Below are 24,815 nucleotides of genomic sequence, written 5' to 3' on the forward strand. Positions count from 1 at the left end.
CGCCGCGCAAGGAGCACCCTCACATGCTGAACGTTCTGGATCATGCGATTCTGCATGCTGCGGGGCAGTGGTGGATCTATCCGATCCTGCTCCTCTTCTTCTTCATAGACGGCTTCGCCGTGATCGCTCCGAGCGAGACCCTCATCGTGGCGCTTGCAGCCTACTGGCGTCACAGCGGCGAGCCGAATCTGTGGGTCCTCGGCCTCACCGCCCTGGTGGGCGCGATCGCGGGTGACAACACCGCGTACATGCTGGGGCGGGGCATCGGCACCGATCGCTGGCGGTGGATGCGTCGCCCAAGGGTGCAGAAGATGTTCGGCTGGGCGCGGCACGAACTCGACAAACGCGGGGCAGTACTCATCTTCACGGCGCGCTACATCCCCTGGGGCCGAGTGGCGGTCAACTATGTCGCAGGATCGACCCGATTCCGTCACCGCACCTTCTTCTGGCTCGACGCGTTCGCGTGCCTGACTTGGGTGGGGTACTCGCTCGGGGTTGGCCTGCTCGCGAGCTCCTTCCCCTGGCTGCACCACAATCCGCTCATGAGTGCGGTGGTCGCCGTCGTGTTCGCGCTCATCCTCGGCGTCGTCCTCGATCACCTGATCACGCTGCTGCACCGCTGGCGCGACGCCAAGGATGCGGAGCGGGCAGCGGCGCGCGCGGAGGCTGCGCGTCGGGCGCACTATGGCCAGCACGCGGAGGCACCCGTTTCGGCGGACGACTATGCCCCGCACAGGAAGAGCGCCGAGGGCCCGGCTGGTGCCCGCCGTAGCCCTTCCCTAAAGTTGGACCGTGACTGAGCCGATCTTCGACGCCGCCCCTGATCTGACCTTCGACCTCCGCTCCCTTCCCAAGGTTTCCCTCCACGACCATCTCGACGGCGGCCTGAGGCCTGCCACGATCATCGAGCTCGCCGCAGAGATCGGGCACGAGCTGCCCTCCACCGAACCCGTAGCGCTGGCCGAGTGGTTCCGTGAATCGGCGGATTCAGGCTCGCTCCCGCGGTACCTCGAAACGTTCGACCACACGATCGCCGTCATGCAGACCGAGTCCGCACTGCGCCGCATCGCGCGCGAATTCGTCGAGGACCTCGCGGACGACGGCGTGGTGTACGGCGAGGTGCGCTGGGCGCCCGAGCAGCACCTCACGCGGGGGCTCAGCCTCGACGAGGCCGTGGAAGCGGTCCAGGCCGGGATCGAGGAGGGCATTGCGAGGGTGGAGGAGTCCGGTCGCGTCATCGCCGTCGGCCAGCTCATCACGGCCATGCGCCATGCCGACCGCGCGCAGGAGATTGCCGAGCTCGCCGTGCGCCACCGCGCGCACGGCGCCGTCGGCTTCGACATCGCCGGGGCCGAGGACGGCTTCCCGGCGTCGCGTTTCGCGGATGCCTTCACGTATCTCGCGAGGAACAGCTTCCCGGCCACGGTGCACGCCGGCGAGGCCGCGGGGCTCGAGAGCATCCAGTCCGCGCTCGTCGACGGTCGCGCCCTGCGCCTCGGCCACGGCGTCCGCATCGCCGAGGACATCTCAGTCGAGGAATCGGGGGAGGTCGACGAGGACGGCGTGCCGATCCTCGACGTCGCGCTCGGCGAGCTGGCCGCCTGGGTGCGCGACCGGGGGATCCCGCTCGAGCTCTGCCCGTCCTCGAACCTCCAGACGGGGGCTATCGCCCGCTGGGGCGAAGACATCCTCGACCATCCGATCGACATGCTCTACGAACTCGGCTTCAAGGTCACGGTCAACACCGACAACCGGCTCATGAGCGGCGTGACGCTCACGGACGAGTTCGAGCTGCTCGTCGAGGCCTTCGACTACGATCTCGACGATCTGCTCGAGCTCACGCTCAACGCGGCCGAGGCGGCGTTCCTTCCGCTCGAGGATCGTGAGGACCTCGTGGAGTTCATCAACGAGGCTTACGGGGACCTGGGCGAGTAGGGATCCCCGAATATGAGCGCCGCCGTCGACCGTCTCGTGGAGGTGGTGCGCCTCCTCCGCGAGCACTGCCTCTGGACGGCGGCGCTCACGCACGCCTCGCTCGTCGAGTACCTCATCGAGGAGTCGTATGAGCTCGTCGAGGCCATCGAGGAGCGGCACCCCGACGATGAGCTGAAGGGGGAGCTCGCCGACGTCCTCCTCCAGGTCGTGCTGCACTCCGAGATCGCACGGGAGCGCGGAACCTTCGATCTGGACGCTGTGGCAGAGGCACTGACCGCCAAGATGATCCGCCGCAATCGCCACGTCTTCACGTCCGACGGCGCGCTGCAGCCGAGCTTCCCGACGACCGTCGAGGAGATCATCACCTCGTGGGACGCAGCGAAGCGCGAGGAGAAGACCGAGCTTGCGGCGTCCGCCGAGCGGGACGACGTGCTGCCGATGGCGGCTTCTGGGGAGGGCAGCGTCGAAGGGCTTCCGCGTCACCTCCCCGCGCTCGCCCTCGCCGACAAGGCGCTCGGGCGAGCCGAGCGGCGTAGGGCACTCGACGGTGCCGGGCCTCGGCAAGCGGACACCGACGGGTCGGCGCTGGCCGAGTTTGTGACCGAAGAAGAGCTCGGGGAACTGCTCCTGGATGTTGTCCGAGCAGCGAGATTCCGGGGACTCGATCCAGAGCGCGCCCTTCGCAGAGCCGTTCGCCACATGCCGACCTGACTGAACGCGTTGCTTGGTCTGGCTGACGCCGACCTCCTGTTGTAGATTCAAAAAAGCGAACCAGCAACGGCTGGGCGCCAGAGGTGGGAGGGGACGCCATGAAGAAGAAGAGAATTGCCGGAATCGCAGCCGTGCTGGCGGGGCTCGTCGGGGGAGCGGGTCTCGCACCCGCTTCCGCCGACTCCGGATGTGCGAACAACCAGGTGTGCTTCTGGACCGACATCAACTACGTCGGGGCGAAATACGGTGCGCCATACCGCAACGGTTACGTCGGCTGGATGAACGATCAGGCGAGCACTTTTCGGATCGGCTGGTCTACGAGCCCGTATCACTACGTGATGTTCTACGAGCACGCCAACTTCTGGGGCCATCGATTCTATGCAAAGGAAGGGCAAGCCTTCAATTTGACTTCGTTGGCATTTCCCGGCGGCGGGAGCTGGAACGACAAGATCAGCAGTCACGATGAGGCGCGCTGATCAGGCCGCGGACCCTTCCGACCGCAGCTGCCCGATCGATAGAGGGAAAGCATGAAAGACAGGCTTGTGAAGTGGTGGGCCATAACGGTTGCGAGCGTGCTGGTCTTTGCTATCAGTGGATGCTCCACCCAGAGCGGGCAGAACTCGGGCGAAAGCACGAAGGAAACGCCACTTCCTGCAATCGATCGGAAGGAGTTTGCGTCGGTGAAGGCCGTGGTGGACGAGGCATCGGCGTCCATCACCCTGCCGATGGACGTTTATACGTACTCTTCCGAGGAGTGGGTGGACGTGTCCGCGGCAAATTTATACCTCATCGAGGGCTGCGTACGAGCGCAAAGCCGACCGGTGCGCGAGATCCACGGGGATTTCGAAGTGCGGGGTGAACTCAAGTATGGGCCATGGGTCATGTGGTCGGCTGCGGTCAACGGATGGGACAAGGGCACAATCCGAACGATCAAGGGCAGATACGACTCGGGCGTTCGCAACGACGGGGAAGGTGATCCCGACGCCTACGCGGCCTATCAGGAATGCGAGTCCAGTCTCACCGCCTCGGGGCAATTCCTTGCTGAGTTGCTCCCGGGACAGATAGCCGGGAAGACAACTCTCCACGGTCAGATCATTTCCGACGCGGTGGGCCTAACAGCGGCGGATCCGGAGTATCGGCAGATCAATCGCCAGTGGCTCGAATGCATCAAGGCCGAGGGCCTTACTCCAGATCCCGGATCGGGGGAGTGGGGAGTGTCGATGGGGAACTCGTCGAAGGAACAGCAGATCCGCGACGCCGTGAAGGACGTCCGCTGCAAGCAGAGGTTCTCGGTGATGCAGCGGTTGTCCGACATCGAGGCGCAGTACCAGGCCGCGCTCATGGCCCTGAAGGAGGCGCAGCTGGCCGAGCTGGCCAAGACCAAGCAGGACGCGCTGGCCAGGGCGCGCAAGGTCCTGGCTGAGCATGGCGCGTAGGGGACCGGAGCCTCGTATTCCATTTGCCGGCCGTCCAGCTGTCATTTCTGGCTTCATAATCCTCGTCGTCGCGAGCATTGCCTGCAGCTATTGGCTCGGCACGCTCGTGCGTTCCCCTGAAGACGTAACGCTCCGGGAAGCCCCCGAGTCGGTCCGCGTAATGGCAGCGGTGGAGGAACGTATCGTCACGTCCAGCCTGAGCGTCCAGGGAATAGTCAGCGGCGCCCCGACCCATGAAGTCCGGTTCGACGTGCCAGCCGCAGGCTCCAAGCAGATCGTGACGTCGGTGCTGAAGGCCCCCGGTACGCCGGTCGCCGTCGGCGATCTCCTGGCGACGGTCTCAGGCATCCCCGTCTTCCTGATACCTGAAGGGATCCCGCTCTACCGCGACATGCGTCAGGGCGATGTGGGGCCAGACGTCGCGGCGTTCCAGACGCTGCTAGTGCGTCTTGGCTATCTCCGTGGGGCAGCCACTGGCACGATGGACGCCCGGACCCTCGCGGCGACAGGACTCTGGTACAAGTCGTCCGGTCAAAGGCTTCCCGAGAGCGACGGGAGGGCCTACGTCGCCATGGAGCATTTTGCCTTCGCCTCAGGGGACGGTTCGGTTCGGCAGGCCCCGGCCGTCGGCCAGAGGCTCGAGCCGGGCAAGCCGCTGTTCGTTCTATCGGCGGGCCAGCAGTCGGTCACTTCGAGGTTCACCGTGCCAGAGGCGGATTCCGTCAAGGTCGGGACGGCTGTGACGGTCAGAGCATCGGGAGGGGCCAGCTTCCCCGGGACCATTGCATCCATCGGGCCGTTCCAGAGCAACGAGGCCTCGAAGGAACAGCGCGCCGGTCACGACGTCCGCGTTGAGTTGTCCGCCCAGGACGCCGCCGCCCTCAAGGAGTCGAGCACAGTCTCCGTCACGGTCAGCGGCCAAGGAAAGCGCGGGCCAGCGGTGCCGTTGAGCGCCGTCAGACAAGGCTCGCAGGGGACTTTCGTGACGCGCGACGCCGAGCGAGCGAGCGCGGGCACCTCGCCGCCGACGCGCGATGTGCCGGTCAAGATCCTCGCCCAGGAAGGCGGATGGGCAAGCATCGACCCGAGCCCCGAGCTTCCCGTGGGAACCAAGGTCATCGTCGGATGAGCGCGGACGAAGAGGCGTGCCCGACGCCCGCGATCTCCCGGCCCGTTATCTCCCGGCCCGCGATCTCCCTGCGCGGCGTCGCCAAGAGCTTCGACGAAGGCACCATTGCCCTGCGGGGATGCGACCTCGATATCGAGGACGGCGACTTCGTCGCGATCGTCGGCGCGTCCGGTTCGGGCAAGTCCACGCTCCTGAACATCATCGGAACCCTGGATAGGGCGGACGAGGGGGAGTATCTCCTGCAGGGGCGCCCAGTGGGGACCTGCGGGAACGCGACCTGTGCCGGCTGCGCAAGGAGACCTTCGCCTTCGTCTTCCAGGAATCGCACGTGCTTCGTGAGGAGACGGCGGCCCGGAACGCGGCACTCGGGCTCCGGGTGCAAGGCGTCCGACGGCGGGAGCGTGCGAGGGCTGTCGCCCGGGGCCTCGCCCGAGTGGGGCTCGGCCATCGATGGTCCACGCGAGGCCGGCACCTCTCGGGTGGCGAAAGGCAGCGGCTCGCGTTCGCGCGGGCCGCCTCGACGGAGGCACCGATCCTGTTGGCGGACGAGCCGACGGGGAATCTCGACTCCCGCAGCAGCGAGGAGCTCATCGGCCAGCTCAGGCGACTCAACGCGGAAGGCACGACGGTCGTCGTCGTGACCCACGACGAGCGGGTCGCGGCGGCAGCCCGACGTCGGATCCGCCTCGTGGACGGCGAGGTAACAGAGGACGTAGCGCCTCCAGGTCTCATCCGCGCGGCCGTGACTCACCGTGGCTCCGTTGATGCTGGACGGCGCAGTACCCGCTGGGACCCCCTCGATGACATCTCGGACGCCGTGTCCTCAGCGACCTCGCGGATCGGACGCAGCGCCATGGTGGTCCTCGCGTTTGCGCTGGGTGTCGCGGGGCTCACCGCCTCGGTGGGCCTGAGCGAGAGTGCGGCAGCGCAGGTGTCGCAGCGCATCTCGGCGGCCGCGCTCGACGAGGTCACGGTCACGGCTGCCGGCGAACCGACCACCGAGCACGGGTTCTTCGCGCAGGCGGACGAGATTCGGGAGAGGCTCGCCGCCGTCGAGGGCGTCCGCGGAGCCGGAGTGAGCGCGACGCTCTCGAGCCAGGAGTACGCAGTCACGGTACTCCCGCCCCAGAGCACCCCCGGCCAGTCCCGCTTCAGGGGAGAGCTCGTGGCGGCCGACGGCGCGTGGCTGGGGTTGCAAGGCGGGGAGGCATCCGCACGCGACACCTTCGCCGCGTTCGACGCCGCCACCAGGCAGGGCCGCCCGGCGGTCCTCGTCGGAGAGGGAGCGGCCGCGACGCTCGGCCTGGACAGCATCGTCGTCGGGCAACAAGTATGGATCGACGGGCGGAGGATCGATGTCATCGGCGGACTGCGGGGCGCGAGCCGGGCTCCGGGCCTCCGCGACGCCGTCGTGGTCAACTTCGCGTCGCTGGCAGGGCGCGCCGGGCTCAGCCCGGTCCTGCTCGTCCGGACGAAGGACGGCTATCCTGCAGCACTGCGCACCGCCCTGCCGTTGGCCCTGAACGCGGCGCAGCCCGGTACGTACACGGTCTCGCTCACAGCCGATCTCCGCTCGCTCCGCCGGGGTGTCTCCGCCGATCTGGCCGACCTCGTCCGCGTCGTCTCGTGGGCCCTCCTCCTTTTCTCCGGACTCGGCGCAACCTCGGCGATGTACCTCGCCGTGCAAGCCCGGTCGGCTGAGATCGCCCTCCGCCGTGCACTCGGGGCGAGCCGCCCCTCGATCGGGCGGATCTTCCTCCTCGAGGGCGCGGTGCTCGGTGTGGGAGGCGGCCTCCTCGGCTCGGCCCTCGGGGTGGCCGCCGTCGTCGTCTACTGCGTGCTCCAGGGGTGGACGGCGGTGCTGAGTCCCGAGCTCACGTGGCTCGGGACCGGCATTGGGGCGCTCGTCGGCGTCGCCGCCTCTGTCTACCCTGCGTGGGCGGCAGCAACAGGTGCCATTGCGGAGCGGATCCGAGGGTAGCGCGCGCCCCGGACACGGCCCAGCGAGTCACAGTGTCGCGCCGTCCCCCGCGCGCCGACTAGGCTGTGGGTGACACCGAGGTCATCCACGTGTAATTTCCCGTGCCCAACGCTCCGTTCACCATTGCTGACCATTGCAAGGAGTTCATCCATGGCCCTTATCGATGCCATCCACGCCCGCGAGATCCTCGACTCCCGCGGCAATCCCACGGTCGAGGTCGAGGTCCTCCTGAGCGACGGTTCCCTCGGCCGTGCCGCGGTCCCCTCGGGAGCGTCGACCGGCGAGTTCGAGGCCGTGGAGCGCCGCGACGGCGACAAGGACCGGTACCTCGGCAAGGGCGTCCAGCAGGCGGTCGAGGCCGTAGTCGACCAGATCGCCCCTGCGCTCCAGGGCTTCGATGCGACCGATCAGCGCGCGATCGACCAGGCGATGATCGACCTCGACGGGACTCCGAACAAGTCCAACCTCGGCGCGAACGCGATCCTCGGCGTCTCGCTTGCAGTCGCGAACGCGGCGGCCGACTCCGCGAACCTCCCGCTGTACAAGTACCTCGGCGGCCCCAACGCGCACGTCCTCCCGGTCCCCCTCATGAACATCCTCAACGGCGGCTCCCACGCGGACTCGGACGTCGACATCCAGGAGTTCATGGTCGTCCCGCTCGGTGCCGAGACGTTCTCCGAGGGCCTGCGCTGGGGCGTCGAGGTCTACCACGCCCTCAAGGGCGTCCTCAAGGACAAGGGCCTCGCGACCGGCCTCGGCGACGAGGGCGGGTTCGCCCCGAACCTGCCGTCAAACCGCGCCGCGCTCGAGCTCATCACCGAAGCCATCACCAAGGCCGGCTACGAGCCGGGCAAGGATGTTGCCCTTGCCCTCGACGTCGCCTCCTCCGAGTTCTTCAAGGACGGCTCCTACCAGTTCGAGGGCCAGTCCCGTTCCGCCGCTGACATGAGCGCCTACTACGAGGAGCTCGTCCGGGACTTCCCGCTCGTCTCCATCGAGGACCCGCTCGACGAGAACGACTGGGACGGCTGGAAGACCCTCACCGACGCTATCGGCGACAAGGTCCAGCTCGTCGGCGACGACCTGTTCGTCACGAACCCGAAGCGCCTCCAGCAGGGCATCGACGCGAAGACGGCGAACTCGCTGCTCGTCAAGGTCAACCAGATCGGTTCGCTCACCGAGACGCTCGACGCCGTCTCCCTCGCCCAGCGCGCGGGCTACACCACGATCACGTCGCACCGCTCGGGCGAGACCGAGGACACGACGATCGCCGACATCGCGGTTGCCACGAACGCGGGCCAGATCAAGACGGGCGCGCCGGCCCGCTCCGAGCGTGTGGCGAAGTACAACCAGCTTCTCCGCATCGAGGAAGAGCTCGACGACGCCGCCCGCTACGCCGGCCGTACGGCGTTCCCGCGCTTCAAGGCGTAAGCACCGGCCGGTCTCCCCGGCTTAGCGGGCTGCGGCGGTTATGGTTGAACGAGACCATAGCCGCCGCAGCCGTTTCTGGAGGGATTTCCATGGCGACGAGACGCCCGCAGGTTCCCCGGTCCGTCCGGGCCGCCGGCGCTTCGACGTCTGCGTCCGCGTCGAGCGGGGGGAAGGGCCACGCCCAGCACGAGGCGCCGCAGGGCGCCGGCCCCAGCCGCGCGCCGTCGTCCGCCGCAGGCCGTCCGGCGCAGGCCGGGCGTACGCGATCGCCCTCGGCGACCCACAGGCCGGCCTCGGAGCGAGCCCTCGCGCCCTCACCCCGTCTCTCGGCGGCCCAGGGAACAACGGCCCGGGACCAGCATCCGGTACCCGCCCGCGCCTTCTCGGGCCGGATCGTGGCGCTCGCCATCGTGCTCATCGCAGTCACGATCATGCTCGCGCCGACAATCCGAATCTTCTTCAGCCAGCGCGCCGAGATCCATACGATCCAGGCCGACATCGCCGCCAAGCAGACCAACCAGACGAACCTCAAGGACGAGATCTCGCGTTGGCAGGATCCTGCCTATGTCCAGCAGCAGGCTCGCGACCGGATTAACATGGTGATGCCCGGAGAGACCTCGTACTGGGTTTTCGGCGACGTCGGCACCTCCTCGTCCTCGAGCGCAACGAGCCCGGCCGCGTCCAGTTCGTCGCCCACCGACGTCCCCTGGACGCAGTCGCTGCTCGACGCTGTGCGCCGCGCCGCCACCCAGTGATCCCTGCTCCGGCGGCCCCAGAAAGGACACCGTGACAGACCCGACCGCCGTGACCCCGCAGGACCTCGACGTCATCAGCCGGCAGCTGGGGCGCCCCGCCCGCGACGTGGTCGAAGTCTCGGCCCGCTGCGTGTGCGGCAACCCCCTCGTCGCTGCCACGGCTCCCCGGCTCTCGAATGGAACTCCCTTCCCGACCACCTTCTATCTGACGCACCCTGTCGTGACTTCGGCGGTCTCCCGGCTTGAGGCGGCTGGCGTGATGAACGAGATGAACGAGCGGCTCGCTGCCGATCCCGAACTCGCCACCGCGTACCGCCGCGCCCACGAGGCCTACCTGGCCGAGCGCGGTCGCGTCGGTGAGCGCGCCGGGACGGGCCCGGTCCCGGAGATCGACGGTGTCTCCGCCGGTGGGATGCCCGAGCGGGTCAAATGCCTCCACGTTCTTGTCGGCCAGTCGCTCGCGATGGGCCAGGGTGTAAACCCGCTCGGCGACGAGGCGATCGAGCGGATCGCCGAATGGTGGACCCGCGACCGCTGCTACTGTGTCGGGGCGTGGGACACCGAGTCTCCGGTCCCGAGCAGGGACCTGAGCCGGCACGGTCCTCAGGGCCTTCCGTCGATGACCGGCCGCCCGGCGCCGGTGCGGGGACACGAGACCGGGGGAGTCAGGACTGAAGGGACCGCTTCAGCGGCCGGACGAACAGAGGGGGAAGGCGCATGAGGGTCGCCGGGATTGACTGCGGCACGAATTCGATCCGTCTGCTGATTGCGGACACACAGGACGGTGCGGTGCACGACGGCGCCTCCTCGCGTCCGCCGAGGCTCACCGATGTGCACCGCGAAATGCGCGTCGTCCGGCTCGGCCAAGGGGTCGACGCGACGGGCCTGCTCGCCCCGGAGGCCCTCGAACGGACCTTCGCGGCCGTCGACGACTACGCAGCCACAATCCAGAGCCTCGGTGCCGAGCGCGTCCGCTTCGTCGCGACGAGCGCGACCAGGGACGCGCGTAATCGCGAGGACTTCGTGGAGGGCATCCGGTCTCGGCTCGGGGTCGAGCCGGAGGTGGTCCCGGGGAGCGAGGAAGCGGCGTTGAGCTTCGCGGGGGCCGCGAGCGTCCTGCCGCTCCGCGAGGGAGCGCCCGTCGTCGTGGTCGACCTCGGCGGCGGAAGCACCGAATTCGTGCTGGGCGACGCCGGTGGCGTCATCGCGGCGCGCTCCATCGACATCGGGAGCGTGCGGCTCACCGAGCGGCACCTCCGCACCGACCCGCCGACGGAGGCAGAGATCGCGGCGGCACAGGACGACGTCGACCGGGGCATCGACGAGGCGCTCGCCGAGGTGCCGCTTGCGGAGGCGACCGCCGTCATCGGCGTCGCGGGCTCGATCACGACGCTCACTGCCCACGCCCTTGCCCTGCCCTCGTACCAGCCCGACCGTATCCACGGGTCGGAGCTCGCGCTGCCCCAGATCGAGGCGGCCTGCAGCTCGATCCTCGGGATGAGCCGCGCGGAGCGGACCGCACTTCCGTACATGCATCCCGGACGGGCGGACGTCATCGGCGCTGGCGCACTCGTGTGGCGCCGCGTGCTCGAGCGGCTCGCGGAGCTCACGCGCGGACGCATCGCGACGGCGATCACGAGCGAGCACGACATCCTCGACGGCATCGCGCTCAGCACGCTGGGCGACACCGCGATCTGACGCATGCAGGCACTGCCCCGAAAGTCCCGTGACGCGGCGAGGCTGCTCGCCGCATTCCTCTCAGCCTTCGCGAGCGTCGCGCTCGTCGCCGGAGCGGTCCTCGCCCCTGCCGCGACCGCCCATGCGGACACCGTGCGGGACGGCGAGTACTGGCTCTCCGAGTACGGCATCGACAAGGCCTGGAACGTGTCGAAGGGGGCCGGCACCACGGTGGCCGTCATCGACAGCGGGATCAACGGCGGCATCCCGGACCTGCAAGGGGCCGTTGCCGGGGGAACCGACGTCTCGGGAAGCGGCCAGCCGGACGGGCAGAAGCCCATCGGTGCCGAGCCCGAGCACGGAACCCTCGTCGCGTCCGTCCTCGCTGGCCGCGGACACAACGCGGACGGCTCCCCGGTGCCGGCAGGGTCCAACGGCGCGGACGGCGTCGTGGGCGTCGCGCCGCAGGCTCACCTCCTCACCGTCTCGACCTGGCTCGGCTCGGCCAATCCCGCCGGCCGCACCGACATGCAGCAGATCCCGGACGCCGTGCGGTGGGCAGTGGACCACGGGGCCAAGGTCATCAACATGTCCCTCGGCAGCTCATCGCCCGATTGGCCCCCGAGCTGGGACGCTGCATTCCTGTACGCAGAGCAGAAGGACGTGGTCATCGTTGCCGCCGCGGGGAACCGGGGCGCTGGGAACCTCCAAGTCGGCGCGCCGGCCACCATACCCGGCGTCCTCACGGTCGCTGGCCTCGACCGCCAGGAGCACGCGAGCGTGGACGCCTCGTCGCAGGGCGTGAGCATCGGCGTCGCCGCCCCTGCCGAGCAGTTGGTGGGCGACCTTCCGGACGGGACGTACGCGCAGTGGGCGGGTTCCTCGGGTGCTGCCCCGATCGTCGCGGGAGTGGCCGCCCTGATCCGCTCGAAGTGGCCTCAGATGAGCGCCGACCAGGTCATCAACCGCATCGTCTCCACGGCTAAGGACGCGGGCGCTCCGGGCCACGACCCCATCTATGGCTACGGGATCCTCAACGCAGAAGCCGCCCTCACCGCCGACGTTCCGGAGACGAAATCCAATCCGCTCGGCTCGATCGCCGACTGGATCCGCGTCCACCGGCCTGACGCCGCCGCCGCCACCCCGGTCCCGACGCCCAGCGCCACGGGTCAGCCTTCCAGCGAGCCGCCCCTCGCGGAGCCTGCACCCCCTGTACCGGCCGCCGCCGCCGGCACGTCGCCCTGGCCGGCTCTTGTGGTCCTGGGCTTCGGCGGCCTCATTCTCGCGATCCTCGTGGGGGGCACGCTGCATGTCCTCGGCGTTCGGAGAAGAGAACGCGAAAAAGATAGTGAAACTTTTCACAAGTTGCTACAGTAGGGCCATGCCTTCCACCATTGATCTTGTCGACCGCCCGCGCGTCCTCGTCGCCGGCGGTGGTTACGTTGGTCTCTACGTCGCCCTCGGGCTTCAGAAGAAGATCGCCCAGGCCGGTGGCATCGTCACCGTCGTCGACCCCATGCCGTACATGACCTACCAGCCGTTCCTCCCCGAGGTGGCCGGTGGCAACATCGAGGCCCGCCACGTAGTGGTTCCGCTCCGCCGGACGCTGCCCGAGTCCGAGGTCATCCAGGGTTCGCTCGTCTCGGTCGACCACGCGAACCGGAAGGCCGTGATCCAGCTCCCGGGCAACGAGGGCACCGTCGAGATCCCGTACGTGGACATCGTCATGGCCGCTGGCGCGATCACGCGCACGTTCCCGATCCCCGGCCTCGCCGAGAAGGGCATCGGCAACAAGACCATCGAGGAGGCCATCGCCCTCCGCAACCAGGTCCTCGAGCGCATCGAGTTCGCGTCGACCGCCTCCGACCCGGCCGAGCGCCAGGCCGCGCTCACGTTCGTTGTCGTGGGCGGCGGCTTCGCCGGCATCGAGACCCTCACCGAGCTCGAGGACCTCGCCCGCTCCACCGTCGCGGTGAACGATCGCGTCAAGCAGGAGGAAGTCCGCTTCGTCCTCGTCGAGGCAATGGGCCGGATCATGCCCGAGGTCACGCCCGAGCAGGCCGACTGGGTCGTGGAGCACCTCCGCAGCCGCGGCATCGAGGTCCTCCTCAACACCTCGCTCGCGAGCGCCGAGGGAACCCTCAAGCTCATCAACATGCCTGACAAGTCCCCGGCGCAGGAGTTCGCCGCCGACACCCTCATCTGGACGGCAGGCGTCCAGGCCAACCCGGTGGTCCGCTCGAGCGGCTTCCCGCTCGAACCGCGCGGCCGCATCCGGGTGCTCCCCGACCTCCGCGTGGCGGGCGACGAGGGCATCGTCGAGAACGCCTGGGCGGCCGGCGACATCGCCGCCGTCCCGGACCTCACGGGCAAGGGCCTCCCGGACGGCACGTGCGTCCCCAACGCGCAGCACGCGCTCCGTCAGGCGAAGCTCCTCGCGAAGAACCTGTGGGCCTCCCGCTGGGACCGCCCGCTCGAGGACTACAAGCACAAGAACCTCGGCGCCGTGGCCGGCTTCGGGCCGTGGAAGGGCGTCGCGAACATCAACGTGGTGGGCCACATCGGCCTTCACGGGCCGTTGGCGTGGCTCGCTCACCGCGGCTACCACGGCCTCGCGATCCCGACCGTGGAGCGCAAGTTCCGCGTCGGCCTCGACTGGCTCTCGGCCCTCTTCGCGGGCCGCGACAACACGCCGCTCGAGAACCTCGACAACCCGCGCGCTTCGTTCGTCGCCGCGGCGAGCCCGAAGCCGAAGACGATCGCACCGCCGGCTGAGCCCGCGAAGGTGCCCGCGCAGTAGTCAGCGCAGCTCACCGGAGCACCGCACGACGGCGGCCGCACCCTCGCGGGGGAGCGGTCGCCGTCGTCGTCTGCAGACCGCGGAGGCCCGCCTCCGAACGGTAGTCTGGATCGACGCCCCAGTAGCCCAATTGGCAGAGGCAGCGGACTTAAAATCCGCAAAGTCAGGGTTCGAGTCCCTGTTGGGGCACTCTTCTCAGCGGCAATATGCCCGTTCAGCGCCCATCTGCGCGTTCAGCGGCCCCAATTGTGCACCCGTTATGAGGCTGTGACCTGTCGTTCTTCTGTGAATAACAACGGTGGTCTAGCCTGACGTTGTGATCAGGAACACACCTGAGTCCACCTGTCTGGGGAGTTCGCGCCCTTTGATGGAGGAGAGAAGAATCGAATGATCGAACGTCATGAGGTATTGCCCCGTGTGGCCAAGCTGACCGCTCTCGGCATCGGGGTTGCCCTGCTCGCGACTGCCTGCGGCGGAAGTCCGTCGGGGGGATCGTCCGGAGGGAGCAGCAGCTCCGCGGCCGCAGGGGGCATCTCGTGCCCTGCGCCCAGCTCCGCTGGGGGTCCCCAGGCGTCAGCAGGTGCTACGACCGTAGCCCCCGCAGACGTCCCGAAGTCGTCCACCACATCCCCTACACCGCTCAAGATCGGTTCGCTGCTCCCGCAGACCGGCGCGCTCGCGTTCCTCGGTCCGCCTGAGATCGCCGGCGTGAACCTCGCCATCAAGCAGATCAACGACGCCGGCGGCGTCCTGGGCCAGCAGGTCCAGGCCATCCACCGCGACTCGGGCGACACGACGACGGACATCGCCACCCAGTCCGTCACGAACCTCCTCGGTCAAGGGGTCGGCGCCATCGTCGGCGCCGCGTCCTCGGGCGTGTCCCAGACCGTGATCAACCAGGTCACCGGCGCCGGCACCGTCCTGTTCTCCCCGGCCAACACCTCGCCGGTCTTCAGCACGTGGCCGGCCCACGGCCTGTATTGGCGCACCGCTCCGTCTGACGTCCTGCAGGGCCGGGTCCTCGGCAACTACATGGCCTCGTGCGGCGCCCAGACCCTCGGCATGCTCGTACTGAACGACGCCTACGGCACCGGCCTCCGTGACAACGTCAAGAAGGCCTTCGAGTCCGCCGGCGGGAAGGTCGTCGACCAGGAGCTCTTCAACGAGGGCGACTCCCAGTTCAGCTCGCAGGTCGACAAGGTCGTGGCCGCGAAGCCGGACGCGATCGCCGTCATCTCCTTCGACCAGGCCAAGCAGATCATCCCGCTGCTCACGGCCAAGGGGATCAAGCCGACCCAGCTGTTCTTCGTCGACGGGAACACGTCCGATTACAGCAAGGACCTCAAGGCGGGCACCCTCTCGGGCGCACGGGGCACGATCCCTGGCACCTTCGCGAAGGATGACTTCAAGGCCCAGCTCAAGACGATCGACCCGAGCCTCAAGGACTACAACTACGCGGGCGAGTCATGGGACGCCGTCAACCTCATTGCGCTCGCGTCCGAGGAGGCCAAGAGCACCAAGGGCACCGACATCGCCAAGCACCTCCAGGACATCACGCATGGCACTGAGAACTGCTCCGACTTTGCTACGTGCGTGACCCTCATCCGGCAGGGGAAGTCGATCCACTACTTCGGAAAGTCCGGCCCCATCTCGTTCGCCGCCAACGGCGATCCGACTGAGGCCTACATCGGACTCTACAAGTTCGACGACAACAACGTCCCGCAGCCGATCAGTGAGGAATACGGCAAGCTCTCCTGAGCACCGACACTGGCAGGCAGAGGCCCCCGGATCCTTCTCAGGGTCCGGGGGCCTCTCTGTCGCTTTCGGCTGCTCGCCGTGCTGTCTTCTCGCGTTTCTGACTACTCGCCTGCGTTCTCGACCGTGTCCGCGAGCGTCCCGAGGTAGAGCTGGATGACCTTCGGGTCGTGGAGGAGCTCTCGGCCGGTGCCGGTGTAGGCGTCCCTGCCCTGGTCCAGGACGTAGCCGCGGTCGCAGATCTGGAGGCAGCGACGGGCGTTCTGCTCGACCATGATCACCGAGACCCCGGCCCGGTTGACCTCGTGGACACGCAGGAACGTCTCGTCCTGCTTGACGGGGGAGAGGCCCGCCGACGGCTCGTCGAGGAGCAGCACGGCCGGGTCCATCATGAGCGCCCGGCCCATGGCGACCATCTGCCGCTCGCCCCCGGAGAGCGAACCGGCACGTTGGGTGCGCCGGCGTGCGAGCTCGGGGAACAGCTCGGTCACGAAGTCCCAGCGTTCCTTGAAGTTCTTCGGCCGCTGGAACACGCCCATCTGCATGTTCTCCTCGATCGTCAGGGTCGTGAAGACGTTGTTCGTCTGCGGCACGAAGCCGATGCCGCGGCTCACGAGCTTGTTCGCCTTGAGTCCCGTGAGCTCCTGGCCACGGACGACGACGGAGCCCGAGTGAACTTTGACGAGCCCGAACATGGCCTTCAGGAGGGTCGACTTTCCGGCACCATTCGGGCCGATGATGCCGATCAGCTCGCCCTGCCGCGCCTCGATGCTGCACCCGTTGAGGATGTTGACCCCCGGCAGATAGCCGGCGACGAGATCCTTGACGCTGACGACGGCCTCGGCCTCGGCGGGTGCGGGCTGTGCCTGCCCGCCGGAGGCCCCCGCGGTTGCACGCTGCTCGCTCATTCGGAGTCGTCCTTTCGCAGATGGGACCCGTGCGGGCGTGAGTCGTCGTGCTGGGGAGGCCGTGGGGTGAGCGTCTCGGCCTCGTCCTCGCCCTCGCCCCGGGAGAGGATCCCGGCGTCGGCCGTCCCGACCACCGACTCCTCGTCGGCGGCCAGATCTGCCTCGAGCTCCTCGATGCCCTGCTTCGAGCCGAGGTCGACGTCGTGGTGCGCGCCAAGGTACGCGTCGATGACCGCCTGGTCCTTCATCACGGCGGCAGGTGGCCCCTCGGCGACGATCTTTCCCTCGGCCATGACCACGACCCAGTCGGCGATGTGCCGGACCACGTGCATGTCGTGCTCGACGAACAGCACCGTCATGCCTTCGGCCTTGAGGTTCTTGACGTGGTCGAGGAGGCTCTGGGAGAGCGCCGGGTTGACGCCTGCCATGGGCTCGTCGAGCATGACGAGCGCGGGGTTCACCATGAGGGCCCGCGCCATTTCGAGGAGCTTGCGCTGGCCGCCCGAGAGGGAGGCAGCGTAATCGTCCCGCTTGGTGTCGAGTCTGAACTTCGCGAGGAGTCCCTCGGCCTGAGCCGTGATGTCCTTCTCGCGCTGGCCCCACACGCCGCGGAACAGGGCGTTCCGCAGCTTCTCGCCGGGCTGTTCGGAGGCCCCGAGGCGCATGTTCTCCATGACGGTCAGCTTGCCCATGACCTTCGTGAGCTGGAACGTGCGCACCATGCCGAGCCGGGCGACCTTGTAGGAGGACATGCCCGAGAGGTTGGTCCCTTCGAACTGCCACGACCCCGAGTTCGGGGTGTCGAAGCCGGTCAGGAGGTTGAAGAGGGTGGTCTTTCCGGCACCGTTGGGGCCGATGAGCGCGGTGATCTTGTGCCGGGGGATTTCCAGGTGCTCGACGTCGACGGCGGTGATGCCGCCGAAGCGGCGGGTGACATTGTCCGCCACGACGATCGGATCGCGCTTGCTGCAGCCCGGTCCGATGGGTCCCTCGGCAATGGGGCGATCGTCCGCCATGTAGTCGACCGTCTCGGCGGTCGTCGGCTCACGATGGCTCATGAGAATGCAAGCTCCTTCTTGTTGCCGAACACGCCCTGCGGCCGGAAGATCATGAGCAGCATGAGCGCGATGCCGACGAGGATGTAGCGGAGCTGGCCTGCCTGCGAGGGGTTGAGCCAGGGCAGCGCGCCGATCTGGATGAGTCCGAAGAGGACGTTCTGGGTCAGCGAGAGGACGACCCAGAAGAGCATGGCGCCGATGATGGGGCCGAGCACCGTCGACATCCCTCCGAGAAGGAGGCAGGTCCACAGGAAGAACGTCAGCTCGGTGCCGTAGTTGGCCGGCTGCACGACGTCGCGTGGCAGCGTGAAGACGAGGCCGGCGAGGGCGCCGAAGACGCCGCCGATCACCAGGGCCTGCATCTTGTACGCATACACGTTCTTTCCGAGGGAGCGCACGGCGAGCTCGTCCTCGCGGATGCCCTTGAGCACCCTTCCCCAGGGACTGCGCATGAGGAGCCATACGACGATCCCCAGTACGATCACGAGGCCCCAGCCGAAGACGCGGTAGAAGAAGTCCGGGCTGCTGTAGCCGAGGTAGTTCCCCGGCGGGAACGGGTTGAGGCGGAGGAAGTCCTGCCGGAAGCCGGCGAGGCCGTTCGCCGACCCCGTCACGTCGGTGAGGCTGTTCGTCGTGACGATGTACCGGATGATCTCCGCGGCCGCGATCGTCACGATCGCGAGATAGTCCGCGCGGAGCCGCAGCGTCGGGATGCCCAGGATGAGGGCGAACGCGACCGACGCGACGATCGCGAGGAGGAGCCCGATCCACCAGGGCACTCCCAAGTGGATCGTCGACATTGCGAACGTGTACGAGCCGACGGCCATGAAGCCCGCCTGCCCGAAGTTGAGCAGCCCCGAGTAGCCGAAGTGAACGGCGAGGCCGAGCGCCGCAAGCGCGTAGGCCGCCGTCGTGGGGCTCACCATCTCGCCGATGGCCTCGCTGAAGATCAGACCGAAATCCATCCCTGCCTCCTTAGCCCACTCGCTCGCGGCGGCCGAGGATGCCCTGCGGCCGGAACAGGAGCACGAGGATCATGATCACCAGTGCTCCGACGTATTTCAGGTCGGCCGTCAGGCCGAAGACTGTGGTGAGCTCCACGAAGATGCCGACGACGACGGATCCGACGAGCGCGCCGAACACGGTTCCGAGGCCGCCGAGCGTGACGCCCGCGAAGATCATGAGCAGGATCTGCTGGCCCATGTTGAACGTCACCCCCGGGCGGTAGTAGGCCCACAGGATGCCGCCCAGGGAGGCCAGCAGGCCTCCCATTACCCACACGAGGCGGATGACGCGGTCGACGTCGATTCCGCTTGCCGCGGCGAGGGCCGGGTTATCGGCCACGGCGCGGGTGGCCTTCCCGAGCCGCGTCCGAAGCAGCACGAACCCGATGAGCGCGATCACGACGACCGAGATGAGGAGCGAGACGAGATTGTTCGGCGACACGGAGATCGGCCCGAGGTCGATGTCGGAGGTCTGCGCGTTGGGCAGCTGCTGGGTCGCACCTCCGAAGAAGAAGAGGATCACGTAGCGCGCCGCGAGCGCGAGCCCGATGCTCACGATCATCATGGGCACAAGGCCCGTTCCGCGCCGGCGGAGAGGCCTCCACAGGAGGGCGTCCTGGGCGTACCCGAACACGGCGCCGGAGAGGAGGCCGCCGAGGATCGCGAGCCAGAACGGCGCACCGATGGTGCTGAGCGAGAAGACGACGACGGCCCCCAGTGTCACCATCTCGCCGTGCGCAAAGTTCGTGAGGCCCGTGGTCCCGAAGATGAGCGAGAGTCCCACCGAGGAGAGGGCAAGGAGGAGACCGAAGCTGAGTCCGGCGACGAGCCGGTTTGCGAGGTCGGCGAAGAAGCTCCCCTGGTGGACGGCGATGCCGGCACCGAACGCGAAGATGGTGCTCACGTTCGTGGTCTGGTTGAACGTTACCGTCCTCGGGTTCTCCTGGCCCTCGGCAAGCTTGACTCCCGAGGGGAGCGTCGACTCGTCGAGCGTGAGCTGGTAGCTGCCCTCCGTCGGCACCGAGATGCTCCACGATCCGTTGGCTGCAGATTTGGTGCTCGCCTCGAAGCCGTTGCCCTTCGCGGTGATCTTGACGTTGGCAAGCGGCTGGCCCGCGTTCCGCAGGAATCCCGAGATGGTATTGGGGAACTGGGTGGTGGATCCTTGGCTGGAGGAAGCTCCGGGGCTGGGCGACGGCGAATCGGCCGCACCCGCTGCCGGCGCGACGGCCAGGAGGAGTGCGATCAGGACGCCGAGCAGCGCGGCTGCCGCTGGGAGCGAAGGGAAGAGCCGCGCGGTGCGCTCCGGGTTCCCCCACCGGTTCGCGCTCTTCTGCCTGATGCCGCTCTCGTGCCTCATGGCGCTCTCTCGTCTATTCAAGTTGGACCTCCGCTATTCCGGGGGCGGAGCTGGCCGAAGTCAGCTCGAGGACGGATCGTCGGCGCGATGCGTTAAGCGCTTGTGACGCATCTCACCTGATGAAACGTCATGTTACTCGGCAGAAGGTCCTCGCAGTCCACGCCGTCAGCGCGCGAAGGTTGAGATCAGGTAACGACTGCTCCGGTGGCAGACTCAGGGCACGTTGGAGGCGTCAGCGTGGGCTTCAGGACCGGTGAGAGCGTGGGCTTCAGGACCGGTGAGAGCGTGGGCTTCAGGACCGGAGGGAGAGGTTCTGGGCCGGAGGGGTCTCAGAGGTAGAGCCCGAGCTCGCTCACCTTGGTTTCCGGCTCGGCGACGGCGTGCAGGTCGCGCTCACGGAGCAGGATGTAGTCCTTCGTCGCCACCTCGACCTCGGATCGGTCCTCCGGGTCGAAGAGCACGCGATCACCCACGGACACCTGGCGGACGCTGGGCCCGGCAGCAACGACCTCTGCCCATGCGAGCCGACGCCCCAGGCTGGCAGTCGCCGGGATCACGATCCCTGACGCGGACCGCCGTTCGCTCGCATCCTTGTCGAGCTGCACGAGGATGCGGTCGTGGAGCATGCGCAGGGGAAGCCTCGACGGCGTGGTGGAGGGCCGGTTGAGGGACGAGGCTTCGGAGCTGTCGGCGTGGGGCACGGAGACAGTCTAGTGGCGCGGGGAACTCGACCACGGGCGCGCTCGTGAACTTGGTAGCCTCTGAGCGCAGCACCCTCGCACCTGTAGATCCATCACCCGCATCTCCATCACCCGCATCTCCATCACCGCACCTGATAGAGGAGACACCCATGGCCCTTGGTGGCAACCCCGTCTTCCGGGGCAAGAACTTCAGAACCGCGGTCGCGGCGCCTCCCGCCGGACCGTCCAGCTACGGCCCGCCCATGACAGCAGAGCAGCTCGACGAGCTGTACAGGGCGCCGTCGGCCGGCCCGGCGGAGACGGGTCGCCTCACCTACGACGACGTCATCGTCAAGACCCTCGTATGCCTCGGCGCCGTCGTGGTCGGGGCGGCCGTGACACTCGCGGTCCCGCCCGCCGTCGCCCTCGGCCTCATGCTCGTGGGCGCGCTCGGCGGATTCGTCCTCGGCCTCGTCAATACCTTCAAGCGCGAGCCCTCTCCGGCGCTCGTCCTCGCCTACGCGGGTCTTGAGGGACTGTTCCTCGGCGGCCTGACCCTCTTGCTCGACCGCGTCGCCCCGGGGATCGGGCTTCAGGCCGTGCTCGGAACGTTCGCCGTCGCGGGCACCACCCTGTTCCTGTACCGGAGCGGCAAGGTCCGGGCAACGCCCCGGCTCGCGAAGTTCTTCCTCATCGCGGTCGTCGGCTACCTCGCGTTCAGCGTCGTGAACCTGTTCCTGATGCTGTTCGGCGTCGTCCAGAATCCATGGGGCCTCCGGGGCATCACGGTGTTCGGCATCCCGCTCGGCGTGGCCATCGGGCTCCTCGCCGTGGTCCTGGCCGCGATCTCGCTCATCTTCGATTTCAGCAGCATCGAGCAGGCGGTCAAGGCGGGTGCTCCCCGACGGGTCGCGTGGACGGCTGCGTTCGGCCTCACCGTGACGCTCGTGTGGCTGTACACGGAGATCCTGCGGGTGCTTGCGATCGTCAACAGCAACGATTAACAGAAGCGACCTAGCTGGGCCGCTGGCCAAAGAGGCGGCCCGCAGGAACGAGTCCTGCGGCCGCCTCTTCTGTCGCCGGGCTTCTAGGCGAGCCGCCGCGCGCCGTCGGCCGGCGTCACGGTGAAGAGCCGCGGTGAACGGAAGCCGCGCTCGGCGAAGGCGGCGAGGACGGCGCTGCGCACCCGGTCCTCCTCAGCCAGGGGAACGAGCGCGACGGCGGACCCGCCGAAGCCCCCGCCCGTCATGCGTGCGCCGATAGCGCCCGCTGCGCGGCTTGCCTCGACGGCCGTGTCAAGCTCGTCGCAGGAGATCTCGAAGTCGTCGCGCATCGAGGCATGGCTCGCGTCGAGGAAGGAAGCAATCGCCCCGGGGCCAGACTCCCGGAGGGCGGCGACGGTGTCGAGCACGCGCTGGTCCTCGGTCACGACGTGCCGCACACGACGGAACGTCATCTCGTCCATGAGCCCGCGGGCCTCGTCGAGCTCCTCGACGGAGACATCGCGGAGGGCCTTGACGCCGAGCACCTCGGCGCCGAGCTCGCAGGCCTCCCGGCGGCTCGCGTAGCCGCCGTCCGCATGGGAGTGCGCCACACGAGTATCGATCACGAGGGTCACGAGCCCGGCCGAGGCGGCATCGAAGGGGACCAGCTCCGCGCTCTGGTCCCGGCAGTCCAGGAACACCGCGTGGCCCGAGCGGCCGCGCAGCGACGCCGACTGGTCCATGATCCCGGTCGGTGCGCCGACGAACGCGTTTTCGGCCCTCTGGGTCGCGAGCACGAGCTGCTGCGCGTCGAGGCGGGCAGCCGTGAGGTCATTGAGGGCCGTAGCGACAGCGCATTCGATCGCGTGGGAGGACGAGAGCCCTGCCCCAAGCGGCACATCCGAGTCGAGGACGAGGTCGAACCCCGGCACGTCGATCCCGCGCTCCTTGAATGCCCACACGACGCCCGCGGGGTAGACGCTCCAGCCGGAGGCGTGCTCCGGCCGCAGGCCCTGCACGGAGAGCTGGCTGGTCCCGCTCTCCGCTTCGGCTGTCGAGACGAGGCGCATCGCTCCGTCGTCCCGGACGCGCAGGGCAACGCGTGCGGCGAGGTCGATCGCGAAGGGGAGGACGAAGCCCTCGTTGTAGTCGGTGTGCTCCCCGATGAGGTTCACGCGCCCCGGAGCCGTCCAGACGCCGTCGGCCTCCCCGCCGAAGGCGTCGCGGAAGGCGGCCGTCACACGTTCCACGCCCTGGCTCATCTGCCTGCCTCCGAAACCGCATCCCGAAGCCGGGACGCTACGTCCTCGGCCCGAGTGTCGTTGATGAATGCGCCCATGGCGGCCTCCGATCCGGCGAGGTACTTGAGCTTGTCCGCCGCTCGGCGCGGCGAGGTGAGCTGGAGGTGGAACCGCGAGGGGGGTCCGAGGAGGGGATCCAGCGGTGCCTGGAACCACGCGGCGATGTAGGGGGTCGGTGTCTCGTAGAGAGCGTCGATCCCGCCGAGCAGCCGAAGGTACACGTCGGTCAGCTCGTCCTTCTCCTCGCCCGTGAGGCCGGCGAAGCTCGCGACGTGGCGGTGGGGCACGAGGTGCACCTCGAGGGGCCAACGTGCGGCGAATGGGACGTAGGCGCTGAAGTGCTCGCCTTCGAGGACGAGGCGGGCCCCGTCGGAGCGTTCCCGGTCGAGGAGCGAGCCGAGGAGCGTCTGGGTTCCGTCGGTCGCGTCGAAGTGCCGCAGGGCGGTCTGGGCGAGCTGGGCGCCTCGCGGTGTGAGGTATGGGTAGGCGTAGATCTGCCCGTGGGGGTGGTGGAGCGTGACGCCGATCTGCGCGCCGCGGTTCTCGAACGGGAAGACCTGCCGGATCCCGGGGAGGGAGCTGAGCTCCGCGGTGCGGTGCGCCCACGCGTCGACCACGGTCCGCGCCCGGGCGTAGGGGAGCGAGCCGAAGGATCCCGTGTGCTCGGATGTGAAGGACACGACCTCGCACCGACCGGCGGCGGGGACGGCCTCACCCCAAGGGAGGGTGGCGGGCAACTCCGCGAGGGCGGGGCCGAGCGACGGGAAGCGGTTCTCGAAGACGACCACGTCGTAGCCGGGGTCGGGGATCTCGGACGCGAACGACGGCGTGCTCGGGCACAGCGGGCACGCGTCGGCTGGCGGGAGGTGGGTCCGCGACTGCCGGTGTGCAGCGACCGCTATCCAGTCTCCGCTGAGGGCGTCGTAGCGGAGCTCGCCCGGCTCGGACCGGGCCGGCAGGCCCCGGGAGTCCGGCACAGGGGTACGTGGAGGAGTCCCGGGATCGTCGAAGTAGATGAGCTCCCGCCCATCGGCGAGCGTGCTTCGGGTGACGGCGGAGCGGTCGGTGCCTGTGGTCATGCGTGGCTCCCGGATGCGTGGCCCACAGCGGTTGCGGGGTCGACGAGGATGACGTGGGGGATCCGCTCGTCGAGTTCGCGCCGGGCGACGTCGGAGAGCCCGATGTCGGAGATGAGCGTGTCGGCGCGTTCGAGCGGCGCGATCTGGGCGAGGCTCAGGAGGCCGTACTTCGTGCTGTCCGCCAGGACGACGAGCCGCGCCGCGGCGTCGGCTGCGGCCCTGTTCGTCTCCGCTTCGAGGAGGTTCGGCGTCGTGAGGCCACCGCGCGGGTGCAGGCCGTGGACGCCCATGAAGCAGAGTTCGACGTGGAGCTGGGCGAGCGAGGCGGTCGCGAGCGGACCCACAAGGGCCTCGGACGGCGTGCGCTCACCGCCCGTGAGGATCGTGCGGACCGAGTGCCCGAGGGCTTCGGCGACCTTGATCGAGTTCGTAGCCACGGTGAGGTCCGGGACGGCGGGAAGGAGCTTCGCGAGCGCGAACGTCGTCGTGCCGGCCGTGACGAAGAGCGTCGAGCCTGGCCGGACCAGTGCGACGGCCTCCCGGGCGATCGCCGACTTGTTGTCCGCGTGATGCCCGAACTTGACCTCGAAGCCCGGCTCTGCGAACGCGAAGTCCACCACCCTGGCGGCACCGCCGTGGACCCGTCGGGCGAGTCCGAGGTTCTCGAGCTGCTCGATGTCCCGCCGGATCGTCATCTCGGAGACCGAGAGCGAGGCCGCAAGCTCGGCCACCCTGACCGCCTCGCGCTTCTCGAGTTCCGCCACGATGCGAGCGTGGCGCTCTGCTGCCAGCACGGTTCCCCCTGCACTCTTTCAAGCTGCCGGCGGCTGAC

At 68.4% G+C, this 24,815-nt stretch carries 23 protein-coding genes, 1 tRNA gene and 1 pseudogene; 17 read left to right on the forward strand and 8 right to left on the reverse strand.

The features are described 5' to 3' along the window. The first annotated feature begins 23 nt into the window (after positions 1-23). The 16 genes and pseudogenes from E6A21_RS06125 (at position 24) to E6A21_RS06200 (ending at position 15,613) form a co-directional block, all read left to right on the forward strand. Positions 24-800 (forward strand): DedA family protein, encoded by a 777-nt coding sequence (locus E6A21_RS06125; RefSeq protein WP_138443257.1) that lies wholly within the window; start codon positions 24-26, stop codon positions 798-800. Then, entirely contained in the window at positions 793-1,935 is a 1,143-nt protein-coding gene (locus E6A21_RS06130; RefSeq protein ID WP_138443258.1) for an adenosine deaminase, read from the forward strand. Before E6A21_RS06125 ends, E6A21_RS06130 begins: the two co-directional genes overlap by 8 nt. 12 nt (positions 1,936-1,947) lie before the next feature. Continuing rightward, the gene (locus tag E6A21_RS06135; RefSeq protein WP_138443259.1) at positions 1,948-2,646 is read left to right on the forward strand and encodes a MazG nucleotide pyrophosphohydrolase domain-containing protein; all 699 of its coding nucleotides are present in this window, start codon (positions 1,948-1,950) and stop codon (positions 2,644-2,646) included. 98 nt (positions 2,647-2,744) lie between these two features. Continuing rightward, on the forward strand, positions 2,745-3,122 hold the full coding sequence (locus E6A21_RS06140) for a hypothetical protein (protein ID WP_138443260.1): 378 nt from the start codon (positions 2,745-2,747) through the stop codon (positions 3,120-3,122). A 51-nt stretch (positions 3,123-3,173) separates the two neighbouring features. Continuing rightward, positions 3,174-4,082 carry a hypothetical protein gene (locus tag E6A21_RS06145; protein WP_138443261.1) on the forward strand — a complete coding sequence of 303 codons (909 nt, stop codon included), beginning with the start codon at positions 3,174-3,176 and terminating at the stop codon, positions 4,080-4,082. Positions 4,083-4,242: 160 nt separating this feature from the next. After that, on the forward strand, positions 4,243-5,211 hold the full coding sequence (locus tag E6A21_RS06150; protein WP_212745881.1) for an efflux RND transporter periplasmic adaptor subunit: 969 nt from the start codon (positions 4,243-4,245) through the stop codon (positions 5,209-5,211). Next, positions 5,208-5,414: pseudogene (locus tag E6A21_RS18270) on the forward strand (ATP-binding cassette domain-containing protein); the annotation flags it as partial. The gene E6A21_RS06150 and the pseudogene E6A21_RS18270, both read left to right, overlap by 4 nt. Before the next feature lie 125 nt (positions 5,415-5,539). Further along, on the forward strand, positions 5,540-7,192 hold the full coding sequence (locus E6A21_RS18120; RefSeq protein WP_281281559.1) for an ABC transporter permease: 1,653 nt from the start codon (positions 5,540-5,542) through the stop codon (positions 7,190-7,192). Between the two features lie 150 nt (positions 7,193-7,342). Continuing rightward, a complete protein-coding gene (eno, locus tag E6A21_RS06165; protein ID WP_138443265.1) occupies positions 7,343-8,623 on the forward strand; it encodes a phosphopyruvate hydratase in 1,281 nt (426 codons plus the stop codon). A gap of 89 nt (positions 8,624-8,712) precedes the next feature. Continuing rightward, on the forward strand, positions 8,713-9,378 hold the full coding sequence (locus E6A21_RS06170) for a septum formation initiator family protein (RefSeq protein ID WP_138443266.1): 666 nt from the start codon (positions 8,713-8,715) through the stop codon (positions 9,376-9,378). A gap of 31 nt (positions 9,379-9,409) precedes the next feature. Beyond that, positions 9,410-10,099 (forward strand): DUF501 domain-containing protein, encoded by a 690-nt coding sequence (locus E6A21_RS06175; RefSeq protein WP_171041286.1) that lies wholly within the window; start codon positions 9,410-9,412, stop codon positions 10,097-10,099. Continuing rightward, positions 10,096-11,076 (forward strand): Ppx/GppA phosphatase family protein, encoded by a 981-nt coding sequence (locus E6A21_RS06180; RefSeq protein ID WP_138443268.1) that lies wholly within the window; start codon positions 10,096-10,098, stop codon positions 11,074-11,076. The genes E6A21_RS06175 and E6A21_RS06180 overlap by 4 nt, the downstream gene beginning before the upstream one ends. A gap of 3 nt (positions 11,077-11,079) precedes the next feature. After that, complete coding sequence (locus E6A21_RS06185; RefSeq protein WP_138443269.1) at positions 11,080-12,432, forward strand: S8 family serine peptidase; 1,353 nt, start codon at positions 11,080-11,082, stop codon at positions 12,430-12,432. A 4-nt stretch (positions 12,433-12,436) separates the two neighbouring features. Further along, complete coding sequence (locus E6A21_RS06190; RefSeq protein WP_138443270.1) at positions 12,437-13,855, forward strand: NAD(P)/FAD-dependent oxidoreductase; 1,419 nt, start codon at positions 12,437-12,439, stop codon at positions 13,853-13,855. Positions 13,856-13,970: 115 nt separating this feature from the next. Further along, positions 13,971-14,044: transfer RNA gene (locus tag E6A21_RS06195), tRNA-Leu, on the forward strand. A gap of 198 nt (positions 14,045-14,242) precedes the next feature. Next, complete coding sequence (locus E6A21_RS06200) at positions 14,243-15,613, forward strand: ABC transporter substrate-binding protein (protein WP_138443271.1); 1,371 nt, start codon at positions 14,243-14,245, stop codon at positions 15,611-15,613. Positions 15,614-15,714: 101 nt separating this feature from the next. On the opposite strand, the gene E6A21_RS06205 is transcribed toward E6A21_RS06200, so the two are convergent. The 5 genes from E6A21_RS06205 to E6A21_RS06225 all read right to left on the reverse strand — a co-directional run bounded on the left by E6A21_RS06205 (position 15,715) and on the right by E6A21_RS06225 (position 20,566). Next, complete coding sequence (locus E6A21_RS06205) at positions 15,715-16,518, reverse strand: ABC transporter ATP-binding protein (protein ID WP_138443272.1); 804 nt, start codon at positions 16,516-16,518, stop codon at positions 15,715-15,717. Next, positions 16,515-17,576 carry an ABC transporter ATP-binding protein gene (locus tag E6A21_RS06210; protein ID WP_138443273.1) on the reverse strand — a complete coding sequence of 354 codons (1,062 nt, stop codon included), beginning with the start codon at positions 17,574-17,576 and terminating at the stop codon, positions 16,515-16,517. Before E6A21_RS06210 ends, E6A21_RS06205 begins: the two co-directional genes overlap by 4 nt. Continuing rightward, entirely contained in the window at positions 17,573-18,541 is a 969-nt protein-coding gene (locus tag E6A21_RS06215) for a branched-chain amino acid ABC transporter permease (RefSeq protein ID WP_138443274.1), read from the reverse strand. The genes E6A21_RS06210 and E6A21_RS06215 overlap by 4 nt, the downstream gene beginning before the upstream one ends. 10 nt (positions 18,542-18,551) lie before the next feature. Beyond that, positions 18,552-19,940, reverse strand: coding sequence for a branched-chain amino acid ABC transporter permease (locus E6A21_RS06220; RefSeq protein ID WP_138443275.1), 1,389 nt, complete (start codon positions 19,938-19,940; stop codon positions 18,552-18,554). A 329-nt stretch (positions 19,941-20,269) separates the two neighbouring features. Further along, positions 20,270-20,566, reverse strand: coding sequence for a GroES family chaperonin (locus tag E6A21_RS06225; RefSeq protein ID WP_138443345.1), 297 nt, complete (start codon positions 20,564-20,566; stop codon positions 20,270-20,272). A 224-nt stretch (positions 20,567-20,790) separates the two neighbouring features. Here E6A21_RS06225 and E6A21_RS06230 point away from each other — a divergent pair, with 224 nt between their 5' ends. Further along, positions 20,791-21,624: a Bax inhibitor-1/YccA family protein gene (locus E6A21_RS06230; protein WP_138443276.1), complete on the forward strand. Its 834-nt coding sequence runs from the start codon at positions 20,791-20,793 to the stop codon at positions 21,622-21,624. A gap of 83 nt (positions 21,625-21,707) precedes the next feature. On the opposite strand, the gene galK is transcribed toward E6A21_RS06230, so the two are convergent. The 3 genes from galK to E6A21_RS06245 are packed head-to-tail and all read right to left on the reverse strand — an operon-like array spanning position 21,708 to position 24,777. Further along, positions 21,708-22,865 (reverse strand): galactokinase, encoded by a 1,158-nt coding sequence (gene galK / locus E6A21_RS06235; protein WP_138443277.1) that lies wholly within the window; start codon positions 22,863-22,865, stop codon positions 21,708-21,710. Next, complete coding sequence (galT, locus tag E6A21_RS06240) at positions 22,862-23,983, reverse strand: galactose-1-phosphate uridylyltransferase (RefSeq protein ID WP_138443278.1); 1,122 nt, start codon at positions 23,981-23,983, stop codon at positions 22,862-22,864. The genes galK and galT overlap by 4 nt, the downstream gene beginning before the upstream one ends. Further along, positions 23,980-24,777, reverse strand: a complete 798-nt coding sequence (locus tag E6A21_RS06245) for a DeoR/GlpR family DNA-binding transcription regulator (RefSeq protein ID WP_138443279.1) — start codon at positions 24,775-24,777, stop codon at positions 23,980-23,982. The genes galT and E6A21_RS06245 overlap by 4 nt, the downstream gene beginning before the upstream one ends. Positions 24,778-24,815: the final 38 nt, after the last annotated feature.

The organism is Sinomonas susongensis (assembly GCF_005877005.1).
Lineage (GTDB): Bacteria > Actinomycetota > Actinomycetes > Actinomycetales > Micrococcaceae > Sinomonas > Sinomonas susongensis.

Bases quoted from the DNA above. Each gene is read 5' to 3' on its own strand.
- E6A21_RS06225 (WP_138443345.1), bottom strand. From the start codon at position 20,566: ATGCTCCACGACCGCATCCTCGTGCAGCTCGACAAGGATGCGAGCGAA.
- E6A21_RS06215 (WP_138443274.1), bottom strand. From the start codon at position 18,541: ATGGATTTCGGTCTGATCTTCAGCGAGGCCATCGGCGAGATGGTGAGC.
- E6A21_RS06220 (WP_138443275.1), bottom strand. From the start codon at position 19,940: ATGAGGCACGAGAGCGGCATCAGGCAGAAGAGCGCGAACCGGTGGGGG.
- E6A21_RS06170 (WP_138443266.1), top strand. From the start codon at position 8,713: ATGGCGACGAGACGCCCGCAGGTTCCCCGGTCCGTCCGGGCCGCCGGC.
- E6A21_RS06230 (WP_138443276.1), top strand. From the start codon at position 20,791: ATGGCCCTTGGTGGCAACCCCGTCTTCCGGGGCAAGAACTTCAGAACC.
- eno (WP_138443265.1), top strand. From the start codon at position 7,343: ATGGCCCTTATCGATGCCATCCACGCCCGCGAGATCCTCGACTCCCGC.
- E6A21_RS06180 (WP_138443268.1), top strand. From the start codon at position 10,096: ATGAGGGTCGCCGGGATTGACTGCGGCACGAATTCGATCCGTCTGCTG.
- E6A21_RS06205 (WP_138443272.1), bottom strand. From the start codon at position 16,518: ATGAGCGAGCAGCGTGCAACCGCGGGGGCCTCCGGCGGGCAGGCACAG.
- E6A21_RS06190 (WP_138443270.1), top strand. From the start codon at position 12,437: ATGCCTTCCACCATTGATCTTGTCGACCGCCCGCGCGTCCTCGTCGCC.
- galT (WP_138443278.1), bottom strand. From the start codon at position 23,983: ATGACCACAGGCACCGACCGCTCCGCCGTCACCCGAAGCACGCTCGCC.
- E6A21_RS06145 (WP_138443261.1), top strand. From the start codon at position 3,174: ATGAAAGACAGGCTTGTGAAGTGGTGGGCCATAACGGTTGCGAGCGTG.
- galK (WP_138443277.1), bottom strand. From the start codon at position 22,865: ATGAGCCAGGGCGTGGAACGTGTGACGGCCGCCTTCCGCGACGCCTTC.
- E6A21_RS06200 (WP_138443271.1), top strand. From the start codon at position 14,243: ATGATCGAACGTCATGAGGTATTGCCCCGTGTGGCCAAGCTGACCGCT.
- E6A21_RS06150 (WP_212745881.1), top strand. From the start codon at position 4,243: ATGGCAGCGGTGGAGGAACGTATCGTCACGTCCAGCCTGAGCGTCCAG.
- E6A21_RS06210 (WP_138443273.1), bottom strand. From the start codon at position 17,576: ATGAGCCATCGTGAGCCGACGACCGCCGAGACGGTCGACTACATGGCG.
- E6A21_RS06140 (WP_138443260.1), top strand. From the start codon at position 2,745: ATGAAGAAGAAGAGAATTGCCGGAATCGCAGCCGTGCTGGCGGGGCTC.
- E6A21_RS06185 (WP_138443269.1), top strand. From the start codon at position 11,080: ATGCAGGCACTGCCCCGAAAGTCCCGTGACGCGGCGAGGCTGCTCGCC.
- E6A21_RS06135 (WP_138443259.1), top strand. From the start codon at position 1,948: ATGAGCGCCGCCGTCGACCGTCTCGTGGAGGTGGTGCGCCTCCTCCGC.
- E6A21_RS06125 (WP_138443257.1), top strand. From the start codon at position 24: ATGCTGAACGTTCTGGATCATGCGATTCTGCATGCTGCGGGGCAGTGG.